A 25,583-nucleotide genomic window follows, 5' to 3' on the forward strand; every position below is an offset into this window, starting at 1 on the left:
CGTGAGGAGTCGCACCATGCCCAGCACCGCCGTCCGCACCCGGCTCAGACTCGCCGGAACCCTCGCCGCCGTCCTGGTCGCCGCCGGGGTCGTCACCGGGCCGGCCGCCCAGGCGCACGAGCGACCGGGGTACACACAGCACCGGACCACCCTCGCCGACCTCGCGCAGCGCCACGGCCGCTATTTCGGCAGCGCCACCGACAACCCTGAACTCACCGACGCCGCCTACACGAAGATCCTCGGGCGCGAGTTCGACATGATCACCCCCGGCAACGGCATGAAGTGGTACGCCACCGAACCGCAGCAGGGCGTCTTCGACTGGACGGCCGGCGACGAGATCGTCGGCCTCGCACGCGCCCACCACCAGAAGGTCCGCGCCCACACCCTCGTCTGGCACAGTCAGCTGCCGGACTGGCTCACCGGCAAGGAGTGGACGGCCGCCGAGCTGCGGGCCGTCCTGAAGAACCACATCCAGACCGAGGTGCGCCACTACCGGGGCAAGGTCTACGCCTGGGACGTCGTCAACGAGGCCTTCAACGAGGACGGCACCTACCGCGAGACGATCTTCTACCGGACGCTGGGCCCCGGGTACATCGCCGACGCCCTGCGGTGGGCCCATCAGGCCGACCCGAAGGCGAAGCTGTACCTCAACGACTACAACATCGAGGCCGTCGGCCCGAAGAGCGACGCCTACCACGCCCTGGCCAAGGAGCTGAAGGCGCAGCGCGTCCCGCTCCACGGCATCGGCCTCCAGGCGCATCTCGCCCTCCAGTACGGCTATCCGACGACGCTGGAGGACAACCTCCGCCGCTTCTCCCGGCTCGGCCTGGACACCGCGCTCACCGAGGTCGACGTGCGCATGCAACTGCCCGCGACCGACGAGAAGCTGGCCCAGCAGGCCGACTGGTACCGGGACATGACCGAGGCGTGCCTCGCGGTGCGGCGCTGCGTCGGCATCACGATCTGGGACTACACCGACAAGTACTCGTGGATCCCGGCGTTCTTCCCCGGCGAGGGCGCCGCGCTGCCCTGGGACGAGCAGCTCGTGCCCAAGCCGGCCTACCGGGCGATCAGGGAGGCGCTCAGCTAGAGCCGCGCGGCGCAGCGGTGCTCGACCGCACCACCAGCTCCGTGCCCAGTTCCACCCGCGGCGAGTCGGGGCGCTCGCCGCGGGCCAGGCTCAGGACCGTGCGGACGGCGAGTTTGCCCATCTCGGCCAGGGGCTGGCGGACGGTGGTCAACGGCGGCGCCGACCAGCGGACTTCGGGAAGGTCGTCGAAACCGACCACGCTCATGTCCTCCGGGGTCCGAAGACCGCGCCGGCGCAGCGCCTCGATCGCGCCGAGCGCCATCTGGTCGCTGGCCGCGAACACCGCCGTGGGCGGCTCGGGCAGGTCGAGGAGGGCCGTGCAGCCGGTGAAGCCCGACTCCGGATGGAAGTCGCCGGGGACGACGAGGGTCTCGTCGACGGCCAGCCCGGCCGCCTCCAGGGCCGCACGGTATCCGTCGAAGCGGGCCCGGGAGCACAGCAGCCTCGGCGGGCCCGCGATCAGGCCGATCCTGCGGTGGCCCAGCGCCAGCAGGTGCTCGGTGGCCGCCAGGCCGCCCGACCAGTTGGCGGCGCCGATGGTCGGGGTGTCGACGTCGGGGGAGCCCATCGGGTCGACGACGACCAGCGGCACGCCCAGGATGCGCAACTGCTCGTGCAGGGTGGGCTCCAGGGCCGAGGTCACGAGGATGACGCCGTCGGAGGCCCGGGAGCGCAGGTTGCGCATCCACTCGCGGGCGGCGCCCGAGCGGCCGTGGATCGCCGAGACCACCGTGCCCACACCGGCCGCGTGGGCGATCTCCTCGACGCCCCGGATGATCTCCACCGCCCAGGGACTGTCGAGGTCGTTGAAGACCAGGTCGAGCAGGGAGGCGCGGGTCGGGGCCGAGGCGGGGCGCTTGCGGTAGCCGTGCAGCTGCAGCAGGTCCTCGACCCGGGCCCGGGTCTGCGGCGACACGTCGGAGCGGCCGTTGACCACGCGGGACACGGTCGGCACCGAGACGCCGGCCCGGCGGGCGATCTCCGTGATCGTGACTCTGCCCCGCGACGCAGCCGTCATGTCGTCCGCCGTCACATCCCCCACCTCCGTCGCCGCGTTCCGGGCGCCGCGCCGAAACTTCCAGGAGTCTTCCGGAAAGGGCGCCGCCGTGGGAAGACGTGCGAGGAGACGCCCCGGCCCGCTACCGGGGAACTACGCGGAGTGAGCGGCTCCGGACATGCGTCGGGGCCGGTGCGCAGGAGGTCTGCGGGCCGGCCCCACATGGTCTCCGGACGGCGGTCCCGCGCCGTCCGGACAGGCTCTAGGCGGCGGTCACGACCCGGTGGGGCGCGATGACCCTGCCGTCCGGCAGGAGCTCACCGGTGTCCTCGAAGAGGAGGACGCCGTTGCACAGCAGGCTCCAGCCCTGTTCCGGGTGGTGCGCCACGAGGCGGGCGGACTCCCGGTCGGCTGAGGTCGCTGACGGGCACGGCGGCTGGTGCTGGCACATGGATGGGAACTTCCGCTCTGGCGTGATGAGTGAGATGGCTGTCGTGTCTGTCCCGCGGCTTGAAGCGTCGTTCATGGCCGCCCCCCGTTGTGATAAGTGTCGGAACCCAGTGTTGCCCCACGGAGGTCGTTCCGCAGGGATTTCGCGGCACCGCTTCTCACAGGTTCATGACGCGTCACCCACGCGGGCGGTTCATCTCAACCCCCCTGTCACTTCGGATGGTTCCTGGTGGCCGGATGGGGCTAGTCCGGTCGGACCGTACGGCGGTCTCCGGCCCGCGGACGCCGCCGTACCCCGCCACCGGGGCCGCGGCGACGGGGTACGGGGATCGGATGGACCGGGCGGATCGGGGTGGACGGACGGGCGGGTCGGGTCAGGCGGGCGAGCCGAGCAGCGGAGGCGGCGCCGGGGTCGTCCGCAGGGTCAGCACCGGGAGCAGTTCGGCGACCCGGTGCGGGCGGTGGGCGGCGATCCCGGGGGGCGCCGGGGCGAGCGGGACCAGCAGGTCGGTCGGGTCGGGGTGGCCCGTGGTGCCGTCCGAGGCGCTGTCGCCGTGCAGCCAGAGCGTGAGCATGTAGAGAGCGGGCACCGACAGCAGGCGCGCCTGGTACGGCTGGGCAGCCGACTCGGCCTGGCGAAGGGCGCGTTCGGTGGAGGCGATGTAGGGGCCCTCGAAGAAGTGCGAGAACGCCCAGCCGTCCGGGGTGAGCCGGGTCTCGGCCGCGGCCACCGCCCGGTCGTCGCAGCGGATCAGGAAGCGCCAGCCGGCCAGCCGGGTCTCGGCCACGCCTGCCGCGGTGATCGTGTCCAGGACGTGCAGGGGCAGCGGGAGGTCGGGGGTGGCGTCTTGCCGGGTGGCTCGCAGGGAGGGTGTGTGCGCCTCGCGGACCGCGGTCGGGGAACCGAGTGCCGTGAGGACGGAGCGCAGGGCGGGCGCGGGAGCCGGGGGGACATGCAAAGGCATGGTGGGTCGCCTCTCATTCGACAGGCACGGTGGCGCGAGGGCGGGGCGGACGGCGCTGTCAGCTAGCTCTCGGAGGTCGGAGAGGCGGGGGCCGGGTCTGGGGGCCTCGGGGTGCGCGAGCGGCCTGCCGTCACCTCGACGACAGGCTCCTTCGACCGTGGGCGCCAACCTTCTCTGCCTTGTTCGCGGAGTTTATACGACATGTGTTCAGACTGTGTTTCGTCTAGTCGATCCGCGGATACACGGCAAGGGTTCATCCGGTCGGCGATACGTGTGAATCATCCCGATTCTGAGTGCGTCACGCCGCGATGACCTCGGGTTATGCGCGCGCAGCGGTCGGCCTATTCTCGTCGGCGTTTTTCACGAGTTCTTGATTCGTGAAAAGGCGTCCGGCCGCATGCCCGGTGAATGTGCCAACGGAACGCCGTGGGCGGCTTTCGGTCAGCGTAGCGGGTGTCGGGGACGGACGGGCACGTTATCGAACCGCCGGGCTGGGCATCATGAAACCTGAACCCGGGACACCCGGCGGCCCGGACCGCCGGCCCGCCCACGCGAGGAAGGACGCTTCATGGGGGAGAAGGTCGTGGCAGGCGCGTTCGACCTGTCCGATCGTCAGCACTACCGGGACAAGCTCCGGCGGTGTCTGACGGGGCTCGAGCGGCTCCTGGCCCAGAAGCGCTTCGACCGCCCCAAGAACCTCATGGGGCTTGAGATCGAACTGAATCTCGCGGGCGCCGACGGTCTGCCGAAAATGCTGAATGGCCAGGTGCTGGAGAGGATCGCGAGCCGCGATTTCCAAACAGAACTCGCCATGTTCAACCTGGAAGTGAACATAGCTCCACACCGATTGGGCGGCCGGGTATTCGACCGTCTCGCCGAGGAAATCAGTACGTCACTGGCATATGCCCATCGAAAGGCAGGCGAGGTCGACGCCGGGATCGTGATGATCGGTATTCTGCCGACGCTCGACCGGGACGACCTGGTGTCCTCCAACCTTTCCGACGTCGACCGCTACACGCTGCTCAACGACCAGATCGTGGCCGCCCGCGGCGAGGACTTCGCCCTGGAGATCGACGGGGTCGAGCGGCTGTCGTGCACCTCCAAGTCCATCGTGCCCGAGGCGGCCTGCACCTCCGTGCAGCTGCATCTGCAGGTCACTCCGGGCCGCTTCGCCGCGGTGTGGAACGCGGCGCAGGCCGTCACCGCGGCCCAGATCGCCGTCGGCGCCAACTCGCCCTTCCTGTTCGGTCACGAGCTGTGGCGGGAGTCGCGGCCCCCGCTGTTCCAGCAGGCCACCGACACCCGGCCGCCGGAACTCCAGGCGCAGGGCGTGCGGCCGCGGACCTGGTTCGGGGAGCGGTGGATCAGTTCGCCGTACGAGCTGTTCGAGGAGAACCTGCGCTTCTTCCCGCCGCTGCTGCCCATCTGCGACGAGGAGGACCCGCTGGAGGTGCTCGAGGCGGGCGGGGTGCCCTCGCTCGCCGAGCTCGTGCTGCACAACGGCACGGTCTACCGCTGGAACCGTCCCGTCTACGGCATCGCCGACGGTGTTCCGCACCTGCGGGTGGAGAACCGTGTGCTGCCCGCCGGTCCGACCGTGACCGACGTGATCGCCAACGCGGCCTTCTTCTACGGCGTGGTCCGCTCCCTGGCCGAGGAGTCCCGGCCGGTGTGGTCCCGGCTGCCGTTCGAGGCGGCCGCCGCCAACTTCGACGCGGCCTGCCGGTACGGGATCGAGGCGCGGCTGCAGTGGCCGCGGCGGGGTCGGCTGGGAGGTCTGGTCGAGGTGGACGCGGTGAGTCTCGTCCGGGACGAACTGCTGCCGCTGGCGGAGGCCGGGCTGGACGCGTGGGGTGTGGAGCCCGCCGATCGCGATCTGTATCTCGGCGTCATCGATGAGCGCTGCAGGCGCCGCGCGAACGGGGCGACCTGGCAGGTGGCGACGTTCCACCGGGCGCTGGAGGCGGGACTGTCGCGGGACGCGGCGCTGGCCGCCACCACGCGGCGGTACGCCGAGCTGATGCACCTCGGAGAGCCGGTCCACACCTGGCCCGTGGGGCTGCCCGAGCCCGCTGCCACGACCTGAGCGCCGCCCGCTGCCACGACGGGAGCGGCCGCATGCAGAGGAACTGCTCCCCGGCAGCCCGGCCGGCCTTCACGGTCGTCCACCGGTCCGGAGTCGGACCGCGGTCGCCGGGACGGTGACCCGGGCCGGTGACCGCGGGGCCGTGACCCCGGGCGGTGACCCGCGCGGGGTCACCCGGGTCGCCGTGCGGTCGGCGGTGATCCGCCGCACTCACAGGTCCGAGTCCGCCACCGGCACCTGAGCGTCCGCGTTCCGGCCCGCCGGCGTGTCGGCGGCCGGGGACGACTCGCGTGCCGTGAGATCCGGGGACGCGGCCACGGTCAGTCGTACGTGGTCGCGGCAGGACGGGCCGAAGGAGAGCAGCCGCTCTGCGCGGCCGCCGCGGTGAGGGCGAGAGCGGTCGCGGCGGCTGGGGTGCGGCGGAAAGTGCGGGGGCGGGGGCGCTGCCGCCCGGCCCGTGCGGATCGGGCAAGCTGTGACGTCCCACGACGGTGGCGCCCCTCCCTGTCGGCCTCCGCGGCGGATTCTCGCCACGCGGCATACGAGGGGGAGGTACGTCCCGTACGGTGCCGTCCCCCCGGCGGCCTGTCACGCACGAGGCGGGGGCGGGATGCGGCGGGTTTACGCAACTGGAGGCAAGTGTGCTGGTGGAGGCGGGGTAGGTGGCCGATTCCTTTCCGCAGGACGGGCTCTCGCGACGGATTCTCCGGGACGAGACGCTGCTCGTTCTGGGGCTTTCGCTCGGTGCGAGCGGTGTGTCCGCACTGATCAGTTTTGTCGGATCGGTCACCAAGCCGGGAGGGCTGAAGGACCAGGCGGCGACGCTCAACGCCTCGGCAGCGCCGGGCCGTCCGTGGCTCGATCTCGCCTGGCAGCTCTTCGGGATCGCCTCGGCGCTCGTCCCCGTCGCCCTCGTCGCGCACTTCCTGCTGCGCGAGGGGTACGGGCTGCGGACGCTGGGCTTCGACCGCACCCGGCCCTGGTCGGACCTCGGCCGCGGGGCGGCGATCGCGGCGGTGATCGGCAGTACCGGCATCGCCTTCTACCTCGCGGCGCGCGGCCTCGGCTTCAACCTCACGGTGGTGCCCGAGGCGCTGCCGGACGTGTGGTGGAAGTACCCGGTGCTGGTGATGTCCGCGCTGCAGAACGCGATCGTCGAAGAGGTCATCGTCGTCGGCTATCTGCTGCGCAGGCTCGGGCAGTTGGGCTGGACGCCGGGCACCGCGCTCGTGGCCAGCGCGGTGCTGCGCGGCTCGTACCACCTCTACCAGGGCGTCGGCGGCTTCATCGGCAACATGGTGATGGGCGTGGTCTTCGTCTACCTGTACCGCCGCTGGGGCCGGGTGGGCCCTCTCGTGGTGGCGCACTCCCTGCTCGACATCGGGGCGTTCGTGGGATACGCGCTGCTGGCGGGGAAGGTGGGGTGGCTGCCGACGGCGTGAGCCATCCGGCCACCCCTTCGCACCGACCGCGGCTAGGCGAGCAGTTCGCCCTCGATGACGGTGACCGCCCGGCCGGCCAACAAGGTGCGCTCGCCACGCAGTTCGGTACGGACGCGGCCGGAGCGGGGGGAGGCCTGCAGCCCGGTGAGCGCGGCGCGGCCGAGCCGCTCCGACCAGTAGGGGGCCAGCGCGGTGTGGGCGCTGCCCGTCACCGGGTCCTCGTCGATGCCGACGTTCGGGAAGAAGCAGCGGGAGACGAAGTCGTAGCCCAGGTCCGGGTTCTCGGCGCGGGCGGTGGCGATGACGCCCCGGCTGGAGTACGCGGCCAGCGCCTTGTGCCGCGGTCGCAGTGAGTGGACGGTCTTCTCGTCGGCGACCTCGATCAGCAGGTCGCCGATCTGGGGGCCGGTGTCGAAACAGGCCAGCGGTTCGGCGCCGAGGGCGTCGGCGACGCCGTCCGGCACCTCGGCCGGCGTCAGCCGTGCGGTCGGGAAGTCCAGGGTGATCGAGCCGTCCCCGGCGGGCGTGGCGACCAGGACGCCGCTGCGGGTGGCGAAGCGCACCGGGCCCTCGTGGGCGCCGGTCGTGTGCAGGATGTGGGCCGTGGCGAGCGTGGCGTGCCCGCACATGTCGACCTCGGTGACGGGCGTGAACCAGCGCAGGGCCCAGTCCGCCTCGCCGCCCTCGGGGAGCGGGTGGGCGAACGCCGTCTCGGCGTGGTTGACCTCCAGGGCGATGTTCTGGAGGCGGCCGTCGTCCGGGAAGGCGTCCAGGAGCAGGACCCCGGCAGGGTTCCCGGCGAAGGGACGGTCGGTGAAGGCGTCGACGATGTGAATCCGCATGGCGCTGACGCTAGGGGGTGCGCGGAATCCTCGGCCAAGGCCAATCCGCGAGTCCTGGCCCGGTTTCCGCCGACCGCCCGCATCGGCGCGTCCTTCCGTCTGCTCCTTGGTGTCGTGCGGCGTGAGCTTCCTGACCTGCCGCGAGCGCGGGCGCTTGTGGAGGCGGCCCGGGCCGTCGCATCGGTCGAGGCTCCGGTCGACGGCTTCGGTTCACGGCTTCGGTTCATGGCCTCGCGGCTCCGGCCGTCGGGGTGGGTGGTCCGCTGAGGGTCCGGACTCGGGGTGCGGTCGGTCCCTGGTGCGCGTCGGCCGGGGCCGTGGTTGCCCGCGGAGACCGGGGCGGGCCCGGCGGGTGACTTCGCGCCTGGCCGGACGGCGCCCTGGCGGCCGCCCGTGTCTGCTCGGCGGGCAGCCGTCGGCCGCCGCTCGCAGCGCGGCCCCGGCGGAAGGCTGGGATGCTGAGGAGCAGCGCGACCCATGACCTGAGCACGAACCGGGGCGGTGAGCGCCATGAGCGGGCACGAGGAGACCGGCGCCGAACCGACGGCGCCGAACGCGGATCCCCAGGGGGATCCGTTTCTGCGCACACGGTTCGTCGTGCCGGCCCGGCCGGTGGCGTTCCTGCGGCGTGAGCGGCTGGTCAGCCATCTCGACCAGGGCCTGCGGACGCCGTTGACCATGGTCAACGGCCCCGCGGGTGCGGGCAAGACGCTCCTGGTCGCCGACTGGGCCGCGGCACGAGAGACGCCCGTCGCCTGGCTCACCACCGACACGGCGGGGCAGGGCCCGGGAATGCTGTGGGCGTACCTGCTGCAGGCCCTGCGGGTGTCCGGCACGGACCTCCCCGCGGAGATCGGCTGCCCGGCGGACGCCGACCGGGTGCCCGCCACCCTGCTGGCCCGGCTGGCGGCCGAGCTGAGCTCCCGGGACCGGCCGGTGACCGTGGTCCTCGACGAGTACGACCGGGTGACCGCTCCCGAGATCGCGGAGCAGCTGGAGTTCGTTCTGCACCACGCCGGCGAGGGCCTGCGCCTGATCCTCGTCACCCGCACCGAGCCGCTGCTGCCGTTGCACCGGTACCGGGCGGCCGGCGACCTGACGGAGATCCGGGGCGCTGAGCTCGCCTTCACCCCCGGGGAGGCGGCCGACCTGCTGGAGCTGCACGGACTCCGGCTTCCCGAGCCCGCCACACAGGGGCTCGTGGAACGCACCCGGGGCTGGGCCGCCGGTCTGCGGCTGTGCGCTCTCGCCGCGCGGGAGAGCCCGGACCCGCAGAGATACCTGAAGGAGTTCGAGGCCGACCGCACCTCGGTCGCCGACTTCCTGCTGGCGGAGGTGCTCAGAAGGCAGTCGCCGGAGACACAGGACCTCCTGCTGCGGGTCAGCGTCCTCGACCGGTTCCGTCCCGGGCTGGTGAACGCGCTGACCGGGCGGGCCGACGCAGAGCCCATCCTGGCCGGCCTGTGCCGGGCGAACGCGTTCGTCGAGCACCTCGAGCAGGACTGGTACCGCCTTCACCCGCTGTTCGGTGAGATCCTCCGGGCCCATCTGCGGGTGCGCTCGCCCGGCCTGGAGCCCGAACTCCACCGCCGGGCCGCACGATGGCTGCGGGGCTCGGGCTCCCTCACCGAGACGCTGGGTCACGGCGCCGCCGCGGGCGACTGGGAGTTCACCGCGGGCGCGCTGGTCGACGACCTGGCCATCGGCCGGCTCTTCACCGGACTGCGCTCCGACGAGTTCTCCGAACTGTTCTCCCGCATGGGGCCGGAGGCCGCGAGCCCCGCCGCCGACCTGGTCCGCGCCGCCCGTGAACTGTCCCGGCACGAACTCGACCGCGGGCTGGGCCACCTGCGCCGCGCGGAGCAGAGCCTGGCCGCCGAACTGCGGAAGGCCGCCGGGGCGGGCCCGACCGCGGCGCCGGGGGAGGACCTCGTCGACGCCCAGGCCCCGCCGGTCGAGTGGAGTGCGGCCGGCGAGGCGCCCGCGCTGGCGGAGGCGCGGTTGAGCTGTGCCCTGCTCGAGGCGCTGGCGGCCCGGCTGACCGGCGCGCCGGCCCGGGCGGAGCTGGCCGCTTCGGCGGCCGAGACGCTGCGCGACGAGGTTCCCGCCCACCTGCTCGACAAACACCCCGAGTTCATCGCCCTCCTGCTGGCCCATCTGGGTTCGGCACGGCTGTGGGCCGGACGCTTCGAGGACGCCGTCACCGCGCTGCGGGCGGCCGGCGCCTTCGACGGGGCCTCGACGGCGCTCGCCCGGGAGGACTCGCTGGGCGGGCTCGCGCTGATCGACTACTTGAACGGCCGGCTCGCCGGGGCGGAACGCACGGCCCGGGCCGCGATGACCGAGACGGAGCGCTACGGACTGCCCCAGCCGTCCGGTTGCGGCATGGGAAGGCTGGTGCTGGCAGCCGTCGCCGTCGAACGGGACGACCTGGGCCGCGCTCAGGTCCTGCTGGAGGAGGCGGACGGGCCGTACCCCGCGCTGCGGGACCCGGTCATGGAGGCCGGCCGGGCCATCGCCACCGCCCGTCTGCACCTGGCCCGCGGCGACACCCGGGCCGCGCTCACGACGGCCGAGCGGGCCGTGTCCGCCGCCGTGGCCTCCCCGTGGGCCGAGGGCCAGACGGCGCTCGTCGTCTCCGCCGCGCATCTGGCCGACGGCCGGCCGGAGACGGCCGCCAAGGTGCTGCGGGAGGCGCCGGAAGAGGTCCCGGCGTGCACCGTGGCGTCCGCGCGGGCGGAACTCGCCGCGGGCAGGCCCCTGGCCGCGATCGACCTGCTCGACCGGCTGCGTCCTGAGGACCGCTGCGGGCCCGCCGTGACGGTCCGCGCCACGCTGGTGCGGGCGCAGGCGGCGGAGGAGGCGGGGGACACGGGCGCCGCGCGCAGACTCGTCGCGCTGGCGCTGCGCGAGGCACGGCGCGACGGGCTGCGGCGGCCCTTCCTCGAAGCCGGAGCGTGGATCCGCCCCTTCCTGGGCGCGGTGACGCCGCACGGCCCGACCAGGGACGGGCTCGCCCCCGGCGCCCGGCCGTCCGGCGGTCCGCCGCCCCCGGTCGTCGAGGAGCTGACCGCACGCGAACGCGACGTGCTGCGCAGACTGGCCCTGACGATGTCGACGGAAGAGATCGCCGCCGATCTGTATCTGTCCGTGAACACCGTCAAGACCCACCTCAAGAGCGCCTACCGGAAGCTCTCGGTCAACCGCCGCAACGAGGCGGTCCGCCGCGCCCGGGAGCTGAAGCTCCTGTGACCGGCAGCGGACCTCCGGGCCGTCCGGCTCGCCCCTGGAGGGTGAGGCGCCGACGCCGATTCCCGGCTGCGATGGGGAGGTGGACACCATGAGCCGCTGGCGGCCCCTGATGGTCCTGGGCACCGCCCAGTTCCTGATGGTCCTGGACACGTCCGTCATGAACGTCTCGATCAGTCAGCTGGTCGAGGACTTCGACACGGAGGTGACGGCGATCCAGGCCGTCATCACCCTCTACGCCCTGGTCATGGCCGCCTTCATGATCATCGGCGGCCGGCTCGGGGACATCTTCGGACGACGCCGGCTCTTCTTCCTCGGCCTCGTCGTCTACGCCACGGGGTCGGCCCTCACCGCGGCCGCACCCACCGTGTGGGTCCTCGCCCTGGGCTGGTCGGTCATCGAGGGGCTGGGCGCCGCGATGGTCCTGCCGGCCATGGCGGCACTGGTCGCCGAGTCCTACCGGGGGCGGGACCGGGCCGTGGCGTACGGCGTCATCGGCGGTCTGGCCGGGGCGGCCATCGCCGTCGGCCCGCTGCTGGGCGGCTGGCTGACGACGTATCTCACCTGGCGGCTGGTGTTCGTCGGCGAGGTCGTGGTCGTGCTCGTCATGCTGTGCTTCCGCCGGGCGATCACGGAGTCCCGACGCGCCGGCCCGCCTCCCCGCCTCGACGGCGTGGGCGCGGCGCTGTCGGCGGCCGGACTGGCGCTCTGCGTGCTCGGGGTGCTGCAGAGCGGCACATGGGGCTGGGTGCAACCCCGCAACCCGCCCTTCACCGTCCTGGGCTTCTCGCCCACCCTGTTCGTGGTCGGCGCGGGAGCGGCCGTGCTCGCCCTCTTCCTGCACTGGCAGCGACGCCGGGAGGCCCACGGCGCCGACCCGCTGGTGCATCTGACGCTGCTGCACAGGCCGCCTCTGCGTTCCGGCCTGACGTGCCTGCTCAGCCAGAACCTCATCCTGCTGGGGCTGTTCTTCACCATCCCGCTGTACCTCCAGGTGGTGCAGGGCTTCGACGCCTTCCAGACCGGCCTGCGCCTGCTTCCGGTGTCGATCACCATGCTGGCGGCCTCCATGCTCGCCGCCCGGCTGGGGCGGGTGGCGGGACCCCGCCGGGTGGTCCGGCTCGCGCTGGTGACCCTGGCCGGGGCCGTCGTGTGGCTGCTGGCCACCATCGACCCGGTCATCGACGACGCGCAGTTCGCCGGGGCGATGGCGCTGCTCGGCGTGGGCATGGGCCTGCTCGCCTCGCAGCTGGGCAACGTCGTCCAGTCCAGCGTGGGCGAGGAGGAACGCAGCGAGGTCGGGGGGCTGCAGTTCACCGCGCAGAACCTGGGCTCCGCGCTCGGCACCGCGCTGATCGGATCGCTGCTGGTCGGCGCCCTGGCCCAGGCGTTCACCACGAAGGTGGAGGACAACCCGCGGCTGTCGGAGGAGGCCCGCCGCGAGACCGGCGTCGCCCTCGAGTCCGGCATCAGCTTCGTGTCCACCGACCAGGTGCGCTCGGCGGCCGAGGACGCCGGGCTGCCGCCGGCCGAGACCGACGCCCTCGTGGACTCCTACGCCGAGGCGCAGCTCGACGGTCTGAAGGCGGCGATCCTGGCGGCCGGAGGGATCACTCTCGCCAGCTTCCTGGCCACGTCGCATCTGCCGACCGGGAAGGCCGGACGGCCGAGCCGCCCCGGCGCCGAAGCGCAGACCGGCGCCACGGGCCCGCCACGCTGAGGGACCCGCACGTCGGCCGGTCCGCCAGACCCCCCTGTCGGAACCGCCGCCCGGCTCGTCGAGGAGGACGCGATGTCCAGGACCGGCCACGGAGCAGCGCCCCGGGCGCGCTCCGCCGAGAGCCGGGCCCACGCCGACTACACCGGCGGCGTCTACGGGTCCATGCTCGCGGCCTCGGTGGTGGTCGGCGCGGGCGCCCTGGGCTCGTTCCCGCGCCTGGAGCTCGTGCTGCTGCTGGTGCTCACCGGCGTGGTGTTCTGGGTCGCCCATGTGCACGCCCAGCTGTTCGGGGCGCGGCTGGCGCAGCGGCGTCCGGACCGGCGCGCCGTGGCGCACGTGTGCCGCGAGGAGTGGCCGATCGTCAAGGCCGCGATCCCCCCGGCCGCCGCCGTGGCCGTCAGTCCGATGCTCGGACTCGACCTGCAGGGCACGCTGTGGTTCGCGCTCGCGGTCGCCGTGGCGGGGCAGGTGGGCTGGTCGGCGGCCGCCGCACGTCGGGCCGGAGCCTCGTGGCGGCTGGTCGCCGTCACCGCCTCGGTGAACCTCGTGCTCGGCCTGCTGATCATCGCCTTCAAGCTCTTCGTGACGCACTGACGCCGGCGGCGGGCAGGGAGTGCCGGTGCCGGTGGGCCGGGCGGTTGGTCGGTGGTCGGCGGCGGGTGTCCGCAGTGGCCGGCCTGCCCGCGGCGCCTATCACCTCCACCGGGTGAGGCCGGGCGTCCGTCCCGGACGGAGGATCGCGGGTAAGGGCGCAGTCCGCCTGTCCCAGGCCGTCCCGGGAGAAGCTCATGCGCTACGAGATCCGCGTCGACGGACAGCTGTCGGAGGCGCTGAGCAGGGCCTTTCCGGAGCTGGACCATGTGGTCATGTCCGGTCAGACAGTCCTGTTCGGACAGGTCGTCGACGAGGCCCACCTGTACGGGCTGCTGGCCCGCTGTCAGTCCCTGGGGCTGCGGGTCCTCGAGATGCGCCAACTGCCGGAGTGACGAGCCGGGGACCGTCCGCTCCGTTCGGGCGCGAGGCCACGAGGAGGAGTCATGAGCGCGTCGCCTGGTCCCGTACCGCACTCCGGACCGGACCGCCCGCACCGAGAGCCGGACCGTCCGCACACCGGACCGACCGACGAACCGGGCCGGCCCCGCGACGCGGCGGAGCGTCCGCCCGACGGGACGGACCCCGCGCCGGTCACCGGCGACGCGTCCGCCGCCCTGGCCGCGCTCGGCCGTTCCTGGACGTGGATCCTCGGCTCGGCCGTCGCCACGTTCGTGCCGGGCATCCTGATCCTGGTGTGGCCGGACGAGACCCTGCACGTCCTCGCGGTCCTCATCGGCCTGTACCTGCTGCTGACCGGTGTGTTCCGGTTCGTGTCGTGTTTCGCCGGAGAGGACGGCGGCGCCCGGGTTACCGGACTGCTCCTGGCGGTGCTGTACGTGGTGGCCGGGGTCCTGTGCCTGCGGAACCCGCTGCAGACCATCGCGGCGCTGTCCCTGATCGTCGGCGTCCTGTGGCTGGTGTCGGGCATCGTCACGCTGCACACCGCCCTCGCCGCCAAGGACCTGCCCCACCGGGGAGTCGTCCTCGGCGCGGCGGCGCTGGCCATCGTCGCGGGGATCGTGGTGCTCGCCCTGCCCACCGAGTCGGCCCGGGCCCTGACCCGGCTGCTCGGCCTGTGGCTCGTGCTGCTCGCCCTGGTCGAGGGCGCGGTCGCCTTCGCCTGGCGTGCCGCGCTCCGCAGGACCGCCCCGGCCGTACGGGACCGGGACCGCACGGGCGCCGTCTGAGCGGCGGCCGGGCCGCCCGGGGACGTGCGCGCTCACCCGCCCCGGGTGAGGTCGACGGGACGCCGCCCGGCGCAGGCTGAGAACGGCATGCGACGCCATGTCGGGTTGTCGGGCGAGAGCCCGGGACGGAGGAGAGAGATGAGTGGGTCTACGTACCTCGCGTACGACTATCCGCTGCTGAGCGCCTTCTGGACCATGCTGGTGTTCTTCCTGTGGGTCATGTGGTTCGTGCTGCTGTTCAGGGTCGTCGTCGACATCTTCCGGGACGACGACCTCAGCGGCTGGGCCAAGGCCGGCTGGCTGGTGTTCTGCATCGTCCTGCCCTTCCTCGGCGTGCTCGTGTACGTGGTCGCCCGCGGCAAGAACATGGGACGCCGGGAGATCGCCCAGGCGCGTGAGCAGCAGCAGGCCTTCGACAGCTACGTCCGCGAGACCGCCAAGGGATCCGGCGGACCCGCCAGCAGCGTCGACGAACTGGCCCGGCTCTCCGAGATCCGCGCCCGCGGAGACATCACGGACGAGGAGTTCGCCCTCGCGAAGCAGCACGTCCTGAGCGGTTCGGGCCGCTGACTCCCGAGCCCGCCCGAACCACACCGAAGAGAGGCACCGGTATGACCGAGACACCCACCAGCCACGCCACGACCGCCAGGCGCCACTCCGCCAGGCAGCCCTGGGCCCAGGGCCTCATGGCCTTCGCCGCCGTCACGCTCATGCTCGCAGGAGTGCTCGACATCTTCCGCGGCATCATGGGGATCGCCGAGGACGACATCTTCGTGACGACCCGCAACTACGTCTTCGAGTTCGACCTCACCGGCTGGGGCTGGATCCACCTCGCCCTGGGCGCGGTCGCCGTGATCGTCAGCCTGGGACTGTTCCAGGCGGCGATGTGGGCGCGAGTGGCGGGCGTGGCGATCGCCGGGCTGATCGTCATCGCCAACTTCCTCTCCCTGCCGTACTACCCGGTGTGGTCCGTGGTGATGATCGCCTTCTCGGCGTTCGTGATCTGGGCCCTGTGCGTGGCGAAGCCGGACCGGGCCATGGACTGACCCGGCCGAGCCGAGCCGGCCCCGCCCCTCCCGTCCGACAACCCCCAGGAAGGCGGTAGACGATGTGCCGTTGGCTCGCCTACTCGGGCACGCCCGTCCTGCTCGAAGCGATCCTCTACCGGCCGACGCACTCGCTGATCGACCAGAGCCTGCACTCCAAGATGGGCGTCGAGACGACGAACGGCGACGGCTTCGGGGTCGGGTGGTACATGTCCGACGGACCGGACGGCACCCCCGCGGTGGTCAGGGAGGTCGGCCCGGCCTGGAGCAACCGCAACCTGCGGGAGATCGCCGGGCACGTCCGCTCACCGCTGTTCTTCGCCCACATCCGGGCCTCGACCGGCACGGCGGTGCAGCAGACCAATTCCCATCCGTTCCGGCACGGCCGCTGGATGTGGATGCACAACGGCGCGATCGCCGAGTTCCACCGCATCCGCCGGGACCTCGCCCTCGCCGTCGACCCGGAGCTCTTCCCCGACATCGAGGGCTCCACCGACTCCGAGATGATGTTCTTCCTCGCGCTCACCCTCGGTCTGGAGGAGGACCCGCCGGGCGCGGTCGCGCGGATGGTGGGCCTCGTGGAGCGCGTCGGGCACGAGCACGGGGTGGAGTACCCGCTGCAGATGACGGTCGCCGTGACCGAGGGCCGGCGGCTGTGGGCGTTCCGCTACTCCAGCCAGGGCGCCTCGCGCTCGCTCTTCTACAGCACCCGGGTGGACACGCTGCGGGCGCTCCACCCCGACATGGCGTTCCTGCGCGAGGTCTCCGACGAGACCCGCCTCATCGTCTCCGAACCCCTGGGGGACCTGCCCGGCGCCTGGAACGAGGTCCCCGAGAGCACCTACGGCGTGGTCCAGCCGGGCGGGGACGAGATCCTCCCCTTCGCTCCCCAGGCGGCGTAGCGGCTGGGGAGCGTCGCGCGCCGGGCTCGGCTCAGTGGACGGAGAACCCGCCGTCGACGAAGATCGCCTGCCCGGTGACGTAGGCGGAGGCGCCGCTCGCCAGGAACACCGCCGCCCCGGCGAAGTCCTCCGCGAGGCCGTTGCGTCCGACCATGGTGCGCGCGGCCAGCGCGGCGACCTTCTCGGGGTCGGACGACAGCCTGGTGTTGAGCGGGGTCATCACGAAGCCGGGCACCAGGGTGTTGCAGGTGACGCCGTACGGCGACCATGCCTCGGCCTGGGAGCGGGCCAGCGACTCCAGCGCGCCCTTGGAGACTCCGTAGGCGCCGCTCTGGACGAACGCCCGGTGCGCCTGCTGCGAGGTGATGTGGATGATCCGGCCGAAGCCGCGCTCGGCCATGCCGGGTCCGAACCGCCGGCCCAGGAGGTGGGGCGCCTCCAGGTTCACGGCCATGGTGGCGTCCCAGACCGCTTCGTCCAGGTCGTCCATCGGCGGCCGCAGGTTGATGCCGGCGCAGTTGACGAGGATGTCGGGCTCGCCGTACACCCCGGCCGCCCGTTCCGCGGCCGCGCGCACCCCGTCGCGGGTGCTGAGGTCGCCGCTCACCCAGGCGGCCCGGCAGCCGTCCGCCGTCAGCTCGTCGACCGCGGCGGCCAGTTCCGCCTCCTTGCGCGCCAGGATCACCACGCTCGCCCCCGCTCGGGCGAGCGCGCCCGCGATGCCCCGGCCGATGCCGGAACTGCCGCCCGTCACCAGGGCGACCCGGCCGACCAGGGAGAACAGTTCGGAGAGGTAGGCGGCCGAGGGGCCGTGCGGGGCGCTGTGCGATGTCATGTCCGCACCCTAAGCGGGAAGGGTGTTGTCAAGCGAACTGTTCCGATATATCGTTGACGCATCGCGACAGATCAACGATGGAATGAAGGAGTGGTTTGCGATGCGTACCCACGGATTCGAGCGTGGACATGGACAGGACGGCCCCCGGCGCGGCCGCGGCGGCTTCGGCGGCGGTTTCGACGGACGGCGTGCGGCTTTCGGGCCCTTCGGTCCGGGCGGTCCGGGCGGCCCGGGCTTCGCAGGTCCCGGTTTCGGCCCCGGCCCCTGGGGCGGACGAGGGCGCGGCGGACCCAGGGGGAGGGCGCGGCGCGGTGATGTACGGGCCTCGATCCTGGCCCTGCTCCAGGACCGGCCCATGCACGGCTACGAGATGATCCAGGAGATCGCCGAGCGCAGCGGCGGGGCGTGGAAGCCCAGCCCGGGCTCGGTGTACCCGACCCTCCAGCTGCTGGAGGACGAGGGTCTGATCAGCAGCCACAGCGACGGCGGCAAGAAGCTGTTCTCGCTCACCGAAGAAGGCCGCACGGCCGCCGAGGAGGGCCCGGACGCCCCCTGGGAGGAGGCCACGCGCGGGGTCGACTGGGAGGCCCTCGGTGAGATCCGCCAGGCCGGCTTCGGTCTGATGGAGGCCTTCGGGCAGGTCTGGAAGACCGGTAGCAAGGAGCAGCGCGAAAAGGCGCTGGCGGTCATCAACGAGGCCCGCAAGAAGCTGTACCTGATCCTCGCCGACGAGGACTGAACCCCCGGGTGTTCGAGACGGCCGTCCCACGACGAAGGCGCTCCGCGGAATCGACCGCGGGGCGCCTTCGCACGTCCTGTGCGCCCCGGGCGCCGGGGTCAGGTCACCAGTGCGCCCAGTTTGCGCAGCGACTCGTTCAGCGCGGCCGTCCCGGAGTCCTTCAGCCTGCCCGCCATCAGCGACACGGCGGCGCCCGTGAACTCGCCGTCGATGCGGACCGTCGTGGCGTCCCCGTCGGGGGTCAGGGTGTAGCGGGTGGCCACGGACACGGCCATCGGCCCCTTTCCGCGAATGGCGAGCACCCGGGCCGGCTCCAGTTCCGCCACGGTCCATTCGACCTCGGCCGGGAAGCCCATGAGCTTCATGTTCTCCTGGAAGGTCGCGCCCGGCTCGAGGGTCTCGGGGCCGCCCTCGGGGAAGTTGGTGTGGGTCGCGTTCCACTTCCCGTACGCCGGCCAGTCGGTGAGCTGGGCCCACACCCTCTCGGCCGGCGCCTGGATGCGTGCCTCCGCGCTGACTTCGGCCATGCGACCACCTCTTCGTGTCGGGCAGCTCCGGCTGCGGTGTCGCGGAACGTAGCTCCAGGGGCTCGAACATTCAATACTGACGAACCGTCAGGAAAAGTGGAGGGCGCGTCCCCGGGCGCGGGCAGGTGCGGGCAGCCCGCAAGGCGGCGCGCGCCGCTGCCGGGCACGACGGCCTGATCTCATCCGTAAGGAGGAGACTTCGACGGCCGTGCTCCGCTCTGCGTGGGACGCGAAGATGCTCCCCACCGGGGATGACCGCACGCCTCGGCGACTGATGGGGTGGGGTGGTGCAACCCCGTATTCCCCGGCAGTCGTCCCTCGGGCACGCCGCGCACGGCATGGACGACGATCCCAGGTTCGGCGCCGAGGCCGCGGCGGCGCTCGCCGCCGCCCGCCGCCGCGCGATCCGCGACGGGGACCGGCAGGTCGACACCGCCCATCTGCTGCACTCGCTCCTGGAGCACGACCCCCTGGTCCGTGCCGCCTTCGACGGCGGCCCCCAGCTCGCCCGGCTGCTCGGCTACCTCGTCCAGCGCAGCATCGGCTACGGGCTGCGCTGGCAGGGCGGCGTCGAGGACTCCGGCGCCCTGCCCGTCGTCACGGCCGTCGGGTCCTCGGGCCGGACGGCCGCGGCGGCGGACGCCGGCCCTGCGGGCGAGGCTCCCGTCGTGACGGTCGCCGAGGGCCTCTCCCCGCTGGCCGCGGCCGCGCTGGAGCGGGCGTGCGGGCAGGCCGCGCGGCACACCGGCGCACCGGCCCGGGGCGTCGATCTGCTCGCGGCGATCGTCGCGGACCCGCAGGCCCGGGCCGTCGAGGTCCTCACCCGCGCCGGCGTCGACGTGTACGAGCTGCGGGCCCGCATCGAGGACGGTCCGCAGGAGCGCGAGGCGTGCCCCGGGGGCGGCGGACCCGTCCACTGACCTCGGCCCGGTCCCCGCCCGGGGCGTCCAGCCGCTGAGACAGGTGTCAACGGGGGTGACGCTCATGTCGTCCCCTGTCATCATGTGGGCGTGCGTACGTCTATGAGCAGTCAGGGCAACCGCGGAAAGGGCATCGGGCTCGCTCTGGCGATCGGGTCGGCCATCGCCTTCGGTGGATCCGGGGTCGCGGCCAAACCGTTGATCGAGGCGGGCCTCGACCCGCTGCACGTGGTGTGGCTGCGGGTGACCGGCGCCGCGCTGGTGATGCTGCCGCTCGCCGTGCGCCACCGCGCGCTGGTGCGCAGCCGGCCCGCGCTGCTCGCCGGCTTCGGCCTGCTCGGCGTCGCCGGGGTGCAGGCGTTCTACTTCGCCTCGATATCCCGGATCCCGGTCGGCGTCGCGCTGCTCGTGGAGTACCTCGCGCCCGCTCTCGTGCTCGGCTGGGTGCGCTTCGTGCAGCGGCGGCCGGTGACGCGGGCCGCGGCGCTCGGTGTGGTCCTCGCGGTCGGCGGGCTGGCCTGTGTCGTGGAGGTCTGGGCGGGCCTGAGCTTCGACGCCCTCGGGCTGCTGCTCGCGCTGGCGGCCGCCTGCTGCCAGGTCGGCTACTTCGTCCTGTCCGACCAGGGCAGCGACTCCGGCGACGACGTCCCCGACCCGCTCGGCGTCATCGCGTACGGCCTCCTCGTGGGCGCCTTCGTGCTGACCGCCGTCGCCCGCCCCTGGGGCATGGACTGGGCGGTCCTCGCGCACACCGCCGGCATGAACGGCACCGAGGTCCCGGCCTGGCTGCTGCTCGCCTGGATCGTGCTGATCGCGACGGTCGTGGCGTACGTGACCGGCGTGGTCTCCGTGCGCCGGCTCTCCCCGCAGGTCGCCGGAGTGGTGGCCTGCCTGGAAGCGGTCATCGCGACCGTGCTGGCCTGGGTACTGCTCGGCGAGCACCTCTCGGCGCCGCAGATCGTAGGCGGGGCCGTGGTGCTCCTCGGCGCGTTCATCGCCCAGTCGTCCGCGCCCGCCAAGGGCTCCCCGGCCCCGGTGGCCGCCGGGGGCCCCGAAAGGGAGCTGTCCGCCCGCGGAACAGCCGCCTAGCCATGCCGCCGGTCATGGAGCTGGGCGCGCCGTCGTGGCGGAGCGCGCCCGACCCGGGGCCGGGGCCGGTCTCCGCGACGGCCGGTGACCGGTGGGCGGGGCGGGCACATGGCGGGGCGGGGCGCGCCCGGCCGTCGTCGGGCCGCCGCTGAACGGCTCCGAGGTCACCGGGTCCGGTACCGGTCGGGACCCATCGGACGTCGGGTGACCGCCGAGTCCTCGCGTCCTCAGGTGTCGCCGGCCAGGGCCCCTCGGGCGCGGCCGCGGCGCAACAGGTGCTCGCGGGCCGCCGCGTCCCCACGGCCGCCGCGTGCGGCGAGGCCCGCGGCGATGCGGTCCTGGGTCTGTGCCGGCCGGTGGGCCGCGTACTTGAACTTCGCCCGCACGGACGTCACCTCGAGTCGGATGCCGCGGAGCCCGGAGAGCAGACGGCCGTACGGCGCCTCGCCGACCGTGGGCCGGGCCGAGCCGCCCTCCGGCTGGAAGTGGGCCATCTGGCGGCCGAGCAGGTCGGCCTTGGCGGCCGGGTCGTCCACGATCTGCGCCGTGCAGCGGAGCTGGACCGCCGCGTAGAAGCTCGTCGGGGTGCCGTGCTCGGCGGGGGCGCCGGGCGGCGCCTGCCACGGGCCGGGGACGAACACGTAGTCGTCGACCACGCTCAGCGTCACGGCCGGGTTCGCCTCCAGGGCAGGCCACAGCGGGTTGGGCCGGGCCAGGTGGGTGAGCGCCGTGCCTGTGCCGGGGTCGTACGCGAAGTGCAGGGGCTGTACGAACGGAGGCTCTCCCGGCAGGCCGTTGACGGCCAGCTGGCCGAAGTCGCGCCCGGCCAGCCACTGCTGCCACTCGGCGTCGTCGTGCGGCGCGTCCCAGGGGTGGACCAGCATCACAGCGCCGCGAGGTAGTCGGGCAGTACGACGCCGGGCTCGAGGTCGGCCTCCGGGACGGGGGCGCCGTAGCCCTTGCGCAGCGGGAGCACGCCGGCCCAGTGGGGGAGGGCGAGGTCCTCGGGCTCGTCGTTGACGCCTCCGGTGCGGGTCTTGACCGACACCTCGCGGAGGTCGAGGCGGATCACCGCGGTCGCCGCGAGTTCCTTCCGGTTGGCGGGGCGCGAGTCGGCGGCCCGGCCCGGGACGACGTGTTCGACGAGGGTGTCGAGCGCGGCGCGCTTCTCCTGCGGGTCCGTCACGTCGTGCGCGATGCCGTGCACCACCGCCGAGCGGTAGTTGATCGAGTGGTGGAAGGCCGAGCGGGCCAGCACCAGACCGTCGACGTGCGTCACGGTCAGGCAGACCGGCAGCCCGGGGTCCGCCTGGCCCGTCATCCGCAGCGGACGCGAGCCGGTCGAGCCGTGCACGTAGAGCGTCTCGCCGACCCGGCCGTACAGCGTCGGCAGCACGACCGGCGCGCCGTCGCGGACGAAGCCGAGGTGGCAGACGTAGCCCTCGTCGAGTATCGAGTGCACCGACTCCCGGTCGTAGGACGCCTTGTGCGCCGCCCGGGTGGGGATCGTGCGGTCGGTCGGGGTGTAGGCGGCGGCCGGTGTCGTCGGCTGCGAGGTCCCCTGCATGGCGCTCTCCATTGCACTAGTGCATAATAGGCTTTGTGCTAGGAGAGTATCCGATCGAAGGCCGAAGAGCAGCGGACATTTCCGCGAGCGTCGAGGCGGCGGTGAGCGCCGGTGAGCTGCGTCCGGGGCAACTGCTGCCACCCATGCGGGAGTTGGCAACCTCGCTGGGAGTGAACCCGAACACCGTCGCGGCCGCCTACCGCACCCTGCGTGAGCGGGGAGTGATCGAGACCGACGGCCGCCGCGGCAGCCGGGTCCGCTCCAAGCCCGCCACGACCGGCCGCGAGTTCATCCGGGTCGAGGTGCCGGAGGGCGTGCGGGACGCGGCCGCCGGCAACCCCGACACGGCGCTGCTGCCGCCACTCGCCCCCGCGTTCGCGTGGGCGGCCGCCCAGAACGACCGCGAGCCGGTCCTGTACGGGCACGCGTCGGTGGAGCCCGAGCTGGCCCGGCTGGCCCGGGCCGAGCTGGACGCGGACGGCGTCCCGGCCGGACCGGTGGCGGTCGCCTCCGGTTCGCTGGACGCGATCGAACGCGTCCTCGCCGCGCATCTCAGGCCGGGCGACACCGTGGCCGTCGAGGATCCCGGCTGGGGTTCCCTGCTCGACCTCGTACCGGCCCTCGGGCTGCGCACGGCGCCCGTCGGCGTCGACGACGACGGGCCGCTGCCCCAGGACGTCCGCCGTGCGCTGGAGGCCGGGGCGCGCGCCCTGATCGTCACCGACCGGGCGCAGAACCCGACCGGCGCGGCGGTGAGCGCCGCACGCGCACGTGCCCTGCGCGCCGTGCTGAGCCAGCATCCGCGGACCCTGCTCGTCGAGGACGACCACGGGAACCGGATCGTCGACCTGCCGCTGCACCCTCTCGCGGGCGTCACCCGGCACTGGGCCTTCGTGCGCTCGGCCGCCAAGGCCTACGGCCCCGACCTGCGCTTCGCCGTGCTGACGGGGGACGGGACCACCCTCGACCGGGTGCGCGGACGCCAGCAGCTCGGGCCCGGCTGGGTCAGCCGGATCACCCAGCGGGCCGTGCTGCGGCTGTGGGCCGACGAGGCCGTGGACCCGCGGGCGGTTGCGCGGGCGTACGGCAGCCGGCGTGACGCGCTGATCGCCGCGCTGGCCGACCGGGGGGTCGAGGCGCACGGCCGCAGCGGGATGAACGTGTGGATCCCGGTGCCCGACGAGACGGGGGCCGTCGCCCGGCTGCTGCACGCGGGGTGGGCGGTCGCACCCGGCGCGCGGTTCCGCATCGAGGCTCCGCCCGGGATCCGGATCACCGTGTCGACGCTGGCGCAGGACGAGATCGACGCCCTGGCGGACGCGGTCGCGTCCGCGGTGCGGGTGGGCGGCGCCCGCGGGTACGCCTAGGGGACTCCGCCCCGGGAGCGGGGCCCCGCGTTCAGGACCGGCCGCGCACCTGGGTGAGCGCCGCGCCCGCCAGGACGATCGCCGCTCCCACCGGCGTCGACCAGCTCAGCGGCTCGTCCAGGAGGGCGACTCCCGCCGCCGTCGCGATGACCGGGATGAAGTAGGTGACCATCTGGGCCGTCGTCGGACCGACCTCGGCGACCAGGCCGTACTGGATCAGCAGGGCCAGGCCGGTGCCGAGGGCGCCCAGGGCGGCCGTCGCCAGCAGGGGCAGGAGCGGGAAGCGGGTCGGGAGGGTGGTGAACAGCGGGGTGACCACGGCCAGTTGGAGGGTGGCCAGGAACAGCTGCGCGCCGGTCATCGACAGGGCCGAGGAGCCCGTGGTCGCCAGGGTGCGGCGGAGGTAGATCCATCCGATCGGGTAGCTGAGCGAGGCCAGCAGGGCCAGCGTCGTGCCCCGTGCGTCCAGCCCGTGGAAGCCCTGCCAGGCGCCCAGGACGGTCAGGACGCCCAGGAAGCCGAGACCCAGGCCCGCCACGCGCAACCGGGTCGGCCGGTCCTCCGAGAGCGCCACCAGGGACAGGGCCATGCCCCACAGCGGTGAGGTCGCGTTGCAGATGCCGGCCAGGGCGGACGGGATCGTCAGTTCCGCGTAGGCGAAGAGGGAGAAGGGCACGGCGTTGAGGAGGAACGCGGCCACCGTCAGATGCGCCCAGGTGCGCGCCCCGCGTGGAAGCCGCTCGCGCTTGACGGCCATCGCGACCGCCAGCACCGCCGTCCCGAACGTCAGCCTGCCGAGGGTGACCTGGAACGGCGCGTAACCGTCGGTGCCCACCTTGATGAGCAGGAAGCTGAACCCCCAGATCAGCGACAGCGCGCCGAAGCGCAGACGCCAGTCGAGGGCGCGCCGGGGCCGGGCGGGGGCCTGGACGGAGGAGCGCGTCGGGGTGGTCGGGGTCGTCGCCGTGGTCATGGGGTCCACGATGCTGGACGCGATCTCGTAGCACAATCGAGAATCTCAGAGCAGTACCTCGTAGTATTGCTTACATGTTGAACCTGGAGCGCCTGCGCACCCTCGACGCCCTCGCCCGGCACGGTTCGGTCAGCGGGGCGGCCACGGGACTGCACATCACCACGTCGGCCGTCTCGCAGCAGATGGCGAAGCTGGAGCGGGAGGTCGGCCAGCAGCTCCTCGCCAAGCACGGACGGGGGGTGCGGCTGACGGACGCGGGACGGCTGCTCGCCGACCACGCGTCCCGGATCCTGTCCCAGGTCGAGCTCGCCCAGGCCGATCTGGAGGCTCAACGCGGCCAGGTGGCAGGGGAGTTGAGACTGTCGGCGTTCCCGACCGCGGCGCGTGGCCTGTTTCCCGTCGCGCTCGCCGAGCTGCGCAAGGCGCACCCCGCGCTGCGGCTGCGCTCGTCCGAGCTGGAGCCCGAGCAGGGCATCGCCGGCGTCGTGCGGGGCGACCTCGACCTCGCCGTCGTCCTGGACTGGTACAACAAGCCGATGCCGGTGCCGGACGGCCTGGTCAAGGCGCCCATCCTCGACGATCCCGCCGACGTCGCGATGCCGGCCGGGCACCCCCTCGCCGACCGGGACGAGGTGGACCTCGCGGAGTTCGCCGAGGACGAGTGGATCACCTGGGGCCAGGGCGAGTTCTGCCACGAGTGGCTGATGTTCACCCTGCGCTCGCGGGGAGTCGAGCCGATCGTCGGCCACCGGGCGGCCGAGACCCACACCCAGCTCAGTCTGGTGGCGGCCGGGCTGGGCGTGTGCATCGCGCCGCTGCTCGGACGTCACCCGGTGCCCGACGGGGTCGTGACGGTCCCGCTGCAGCAGCGGGTGCGCCGGCATGTGTACGTGGTCTGGAGGGCGGACGCCGACCGCCGCCCGTCGATCCGGGCGGCGGTCGAGGCGCTCAAGGCGGCGGGCGGTGCGGTGGGGCAGGCGGCGGCCTGAGGCGGGC

At 73.2% G+C, this 25,583-nt stretch carries 25 protein-coding genes; 16 read left to right on the top strand and 9 right to left on the bottom strand.

The window, feature by feature from the left end; translation table 11 throughout:
- Nucleotides 1–16 precede the first annotated feature (16 nt).
- On the top strand, nt 17–1,090 hold the full coding sequence (locus tag ACZ7DE_RS21905; RefSeq protein WP_470763648.1) for an endo-1,4-beta-xylanase: 1,074 nt from the start codon (nt 17–19) through the stop codon (nt 1,088–1,090).
- Here ACZ7DE_RS21905 and ACZ7DE_RS21910 read toward each other — a convergent pair.
- The 3 genes from ACZ7DE_RS21910 to ACZ7DE_RS21920 form a co-directional block, all read right to left on the bottom strand.
- Nucleotides 1,083–2,108 carry a LacI family DNA-binding transcriptional regulator gene (locus tag ACZ7DE_RS21910; protein ID WP_470764243.1) on the bottom strand — a complete coding sequence of 342 codons (1,026 nt, stop codon included), beginning with the start codon at nt 2,106–2,108 and terminating at the stop codon, nt 1,083–1,085. The two genes, ACZ7DE_RS21905 and ACZ7DE_RS21910, sit on opposite strands and share 8 nt — an antisense overlap.
- Before the next feature lie 241 nt (nt 2,109–2,349).
- Nucleotides 2,350–2,538, bottom strand: coding sequence for a DUF5999 family protein (locus tag ACZ7DE_RS21915; RefSeq protein ID WP_329407725.1), 189 nt, complete (start codon nt 2,536–2,538; stop codon nt 2,350–2,352).
- A gap of 373 nt (nt 2,539–2,911) precedes the next feature.
- A complete protein-coding gene (locus tag ACZ7DE_RS21920; protein ID WP_470763651.1) occupies nt 2,912–3,502 on the bottom strand; it encodes a hypothetical protein in 591 nt (196 codons plus the stop codon).
- Nucleotides 3,503–4,070: 568 nt separating this feature from the next.
- On the opposite strand from ACZ7DE_RS21920, the gene ACZ7DE_RS21925 reads away from it, so the two are divergent.
- Both ACZ7DE_RS21925 and ACZ7DE_RS21930 read left to right on the top strand, forming a co-directional pair.
- Entirely contained in the window at nt 4,071–5,588 is a 1,518-nt protein-coding gene (locus ACZ7DE_RS21925; RefSeq protein WP_470763653.1) for a glutamate-cysteine ligase family protein, read from the top strand.
- A gap of 662 nt (nt 5,589–6,250) precedes the next feature.
- Entirely contained in the window at nt 6,251–7,030 is a 780-nt protein-coding gene (locus ACZ7DE_RS21930; protein WP_470763655.1) for a CPBP family intramembrane glutamic endopeptidase, read from the top strand.
- 32 nt (nt 7,031–7,062) lie between these two features.
- Here the strand turns inward: ACZ7DE_RS21930 and ACZ7DE_RS21935 are convergent, their stop codons facing one another.
- Nucleotides 7,063–7,872 carry a PhzF family phenazine biosynthesis protein gene (locus ACZ7DE_RS21935; protein ID WP_470763656.1) on the bottom strand — a complete coding sequence of 270 codons (810 nt, stop codon included), beginning with the start codon at nt 7,870–7,872 and terminating at the stop codon, nt 7,063–7,065.
- A gap of 510 nt (nt 7,873–8,382) precedes the next feature.
- Here ACZ7DE_RS21935 and ACZ7DE_RS21940 point away from each other — a divergent pair.
- The 8 genes from ACZ7DE_RS21940 (at nt 8,383) to ACZ7DE_RS21975 (ending at nt 16,570) form a co-directional block, all read left to right on the top strand.
- Nucleotides 8,383–11,124 carry a winged helix-turn-helix domain-containing protein gene (locus ACZ7DE_RS21940; RefSeq protein ID WP_470763658.1) on the top strand — a complete coding sequence of 914 codons (2,742 nt, stop codon included), beginning with the start codon at nt 8,383–8,385 and terminating at the stop codon, nt 11,122–11,124.
- 88 nt (nt 11,125–11,212) lie between these two features.
- Nucleotides 11,213–12,841, top strand: coding sequence for an MFS transporter (locus tag ACZ7DE_RS21945; RefSeq protein ID WP_470763660.1), 1,629 nt, complete (start codon nt 11,213–11,215; stop codon nt 12,839–12,841).
- Nucleotides 12,842–12,913: 72 nt separating this feature from the next.
- Nucleotides 12,914–13,435, top strand: coding sequence for a hypothetical protein (locus ACZ7DE_RS21950; RefSeq protein WP_470763662.1), 522 nt, complete (start codon nt 12,914–12,916; stop codon nt 13,433–13,435).
- A gap of 194 nt (nt 13,436–13,629) precedes the next feature.
- Nucleotides 13,630–13,827 (top strand): hypothetical protein, encoded by a 198-nt coding sequence (locus ACZ7DE_RS21955; RefSeq protein ID WP_470763664.1) that lies wholly within the window; start codon nt 13,630–13,632, stop codon nt 13,825–13,827.
- 51 nt (nt 13,828–13,878) lie between these two features.
- Nucleotides 13,879–14,622: an HdeD family acid-resistance protein gene (locus tag ACZ7DE_RS21960; protein ID WP_470763665.1), complete on the top strand. Its 744-nt coding sequence runs from the start codon at nt 13,879–13,881 to the stop codon at nt 14,620–14,622.
- A gap of 138 nt (nt 14,623–14,760) precedes the next feature.
- A complete protein-coding gene (locus tag ACZ7DE_RS21965; protein WP_470763667.1) occupies nt 14,761–15,192 on the top strand; it encodes an SHOCT domain-containing protein in 432 nt (143 codons plus the stop codon).
- 41 nt (nt 15,193–15,233) lie between these two features.
- Nucleotides 15,234–15,668 carry a DUF7144 family membrane protein gene (locus ACZ7DE_RS21970; RefSeq protein WP_470763669.1) on the top strand — a complete coding sequence of 145 codons (435 nt, stop codon included), beginning with the start codon at nt 15,234–15,236 and terminating at the stop codon, nt 15,666–15,668.
- A 62-nt stretch (nt 15,669–15,730) separates the two neighbouring features.
- Nucleotides 15,731–16,570 (top strand): class II glutamine amidotransferase, encoded by an 840-nt coding sequence (locus tag ACZ7DE_RS21975; RefSeq protein ID WP_470763670.1) that lies wholly within the window; start codon nt 15,731–15,733, stop codon nt 16,568–16,570.
- Nucleotides 16,571–16,601: 31 nt separating this feature from the next.
- Here the strand turns inward: ACZ7DE_RS21975 and ACZ7DE_RS21980 are convergent, their stop codons facing one another.
- Complete coding sequence (locus tag ACZ7DE_RS21980; RefSeq protein WP_470763672.1) at nt 16,602–17,405, bottom strand: SDR family NAD(P)-dependent oxidoreductase; 804 nt, start codon at nt 17,403–17,405, stop codon at nt 16,602–16,604.
- Between the two features lie 100 nt (nt 17,406–17,505).
- On the opposite strand from ACZ7DE_RS21980, the gene ACZ7DE_RS21985 reads away from it, so the two are divergent.
- Nucleotides 17,506–18,144 (top strand): PadR family transcriptional regulator, encoded by a 639-nt coding sequence (locus tag ACZ7DE_RS21985; protein ID WP_470763674.1) that lies wholly within the window; start codon nt 17,506–17,508, stop codon nt 18,142–18,144.
- 98 nt (nt 18,145–18,242) lie between these two features.
- Here the strand turns inward: ACZ7DE_RS21985 and ACZ7DE_RS21990 are convergent, their stop codons facing one another.
- Nucleotides 18,243–18,671, bottom strand: coding sequence for a type II toxin-antitoxin system Rv0910 family toxin (locus tag ACZ7DE_RS21990; protein WP_470763676.1), 429 nt, complete (start codon nt 18,669–18,671; stop codon nt 18,243–18,245).
- Between the two features lie 287 nt (nt 18,672–18,958).
- Here ACZ7DE_RS21990 and ACZ7DE_RS21995 point away from each other — a divergent pair, with 287 nt between their 5' ends.
- Both ACZ7DE_RS21995 and ACZ7DE_RS22000 read left to right on the top strand, forming a co-directional pair.
- Entirely contained in the window at nt 18,959–19,591 is a 633-nt protein-coding gene (locus ACZ7DE_RS21995; RefSeq protein ID WP_470763678.1) for a peptidase, read from the top strand.
- A gap of 84 nt (nt 19,592–19,675) precedes the next feature.
- Nucleotides 19,676–20,680 carry an EamA family transporter gene (locus tag ACZ7DE_RS22000; protein ID WP_470763680.1) on the top strand — a complete coding sequence of 335 codons (1,005 nt, stop codon included), beginning with the start codon at nt 19,676–19,678 and terminating at the stop codon, nt 20,678–20,680.
- Between the two features lie 227 nt (nt 20,681–20,907).
- Here the strand turns inward: ACZ7DE_RS22000 and ACZ7DE_RS22005 are convergent, their stop codons facing one another.
- Complete coding sequence (locus ACZ7DE_RS22005; RefSeq protein ID WP_470763684.1) at nt 20,908–21,564, bottom strand: FMN-binding negative transcriptional regulator; 657 nt, start codon at nt 21,562–21,564, stop codon at nt 20,908–20,910.
- Entirely contained in the window at nt 21,564–22,247 is a 684-nt protein-coding gene (locus ACZ7DE_RS22010; RefSeq protein ID WP_470763687.1) for a pyridoxamine 5'-phosphate oxidase family protein, read from the bottom strand. The genes ACZ7DE_RS22005 and ACZ7DE_RS22010 overlap by 1 nt, the downstream gene beginning before the upstream one ends.
- 35 nt (nt 22,248–22,282) lie before the next feature.
- Between ACZ7DE_RS22010 and ACZ7DE_RS22015 the strand changes: the two genes are divergently transcribed.
- A complete protein-coding gene (locus ACZ7DE_RS22015) occupies nt 22,283–23,614 on the top strand; it encodes an aminotransferase class I/II-fold pyridoxal phosphate-dependent enzyme (protein WP_470763689.1) in 1,332 nt (443 codons plus the stop codon).
- Between the two features lie 31 nt (nt 23,615–23,645).
- Here ACZ7DE_RS22015 and ACZ7DE_RS22020 read toward each other — a convergent pair whose 3' ends face one another.
- Entirely contained in the window at nt 23,646–24,587 is a 942-nt protein-coding gene (locus tag ACZ7DE_RS22020; protein ID WP_470763691.1) for a DMT family transporter, read from the bottom strand.
- A gap of 74 nt (nt 24,588–24,661) precedes the next feature.
- On the opposite strand from ACZ7DE_RS22020, the gene ACZ7DE_RS22025 reads away from it, so the two are divergent.
- Entirely contained in the window at nt 24,662–25,576 is a 915-nt protein-coding gene (locus ACZ7DE_RS22025) for a LysR family transcriptional regulator (RefSeq protein ID WP_470763693.1), read from the top strand.
- The last annotated feature ends 7 nt before the right edge of the window (nt 25,577–25,583 follow it).

The sequence above is a fragment of the Streptomyces sp. NPDC037083 genome, assembly GCF_055606485.1.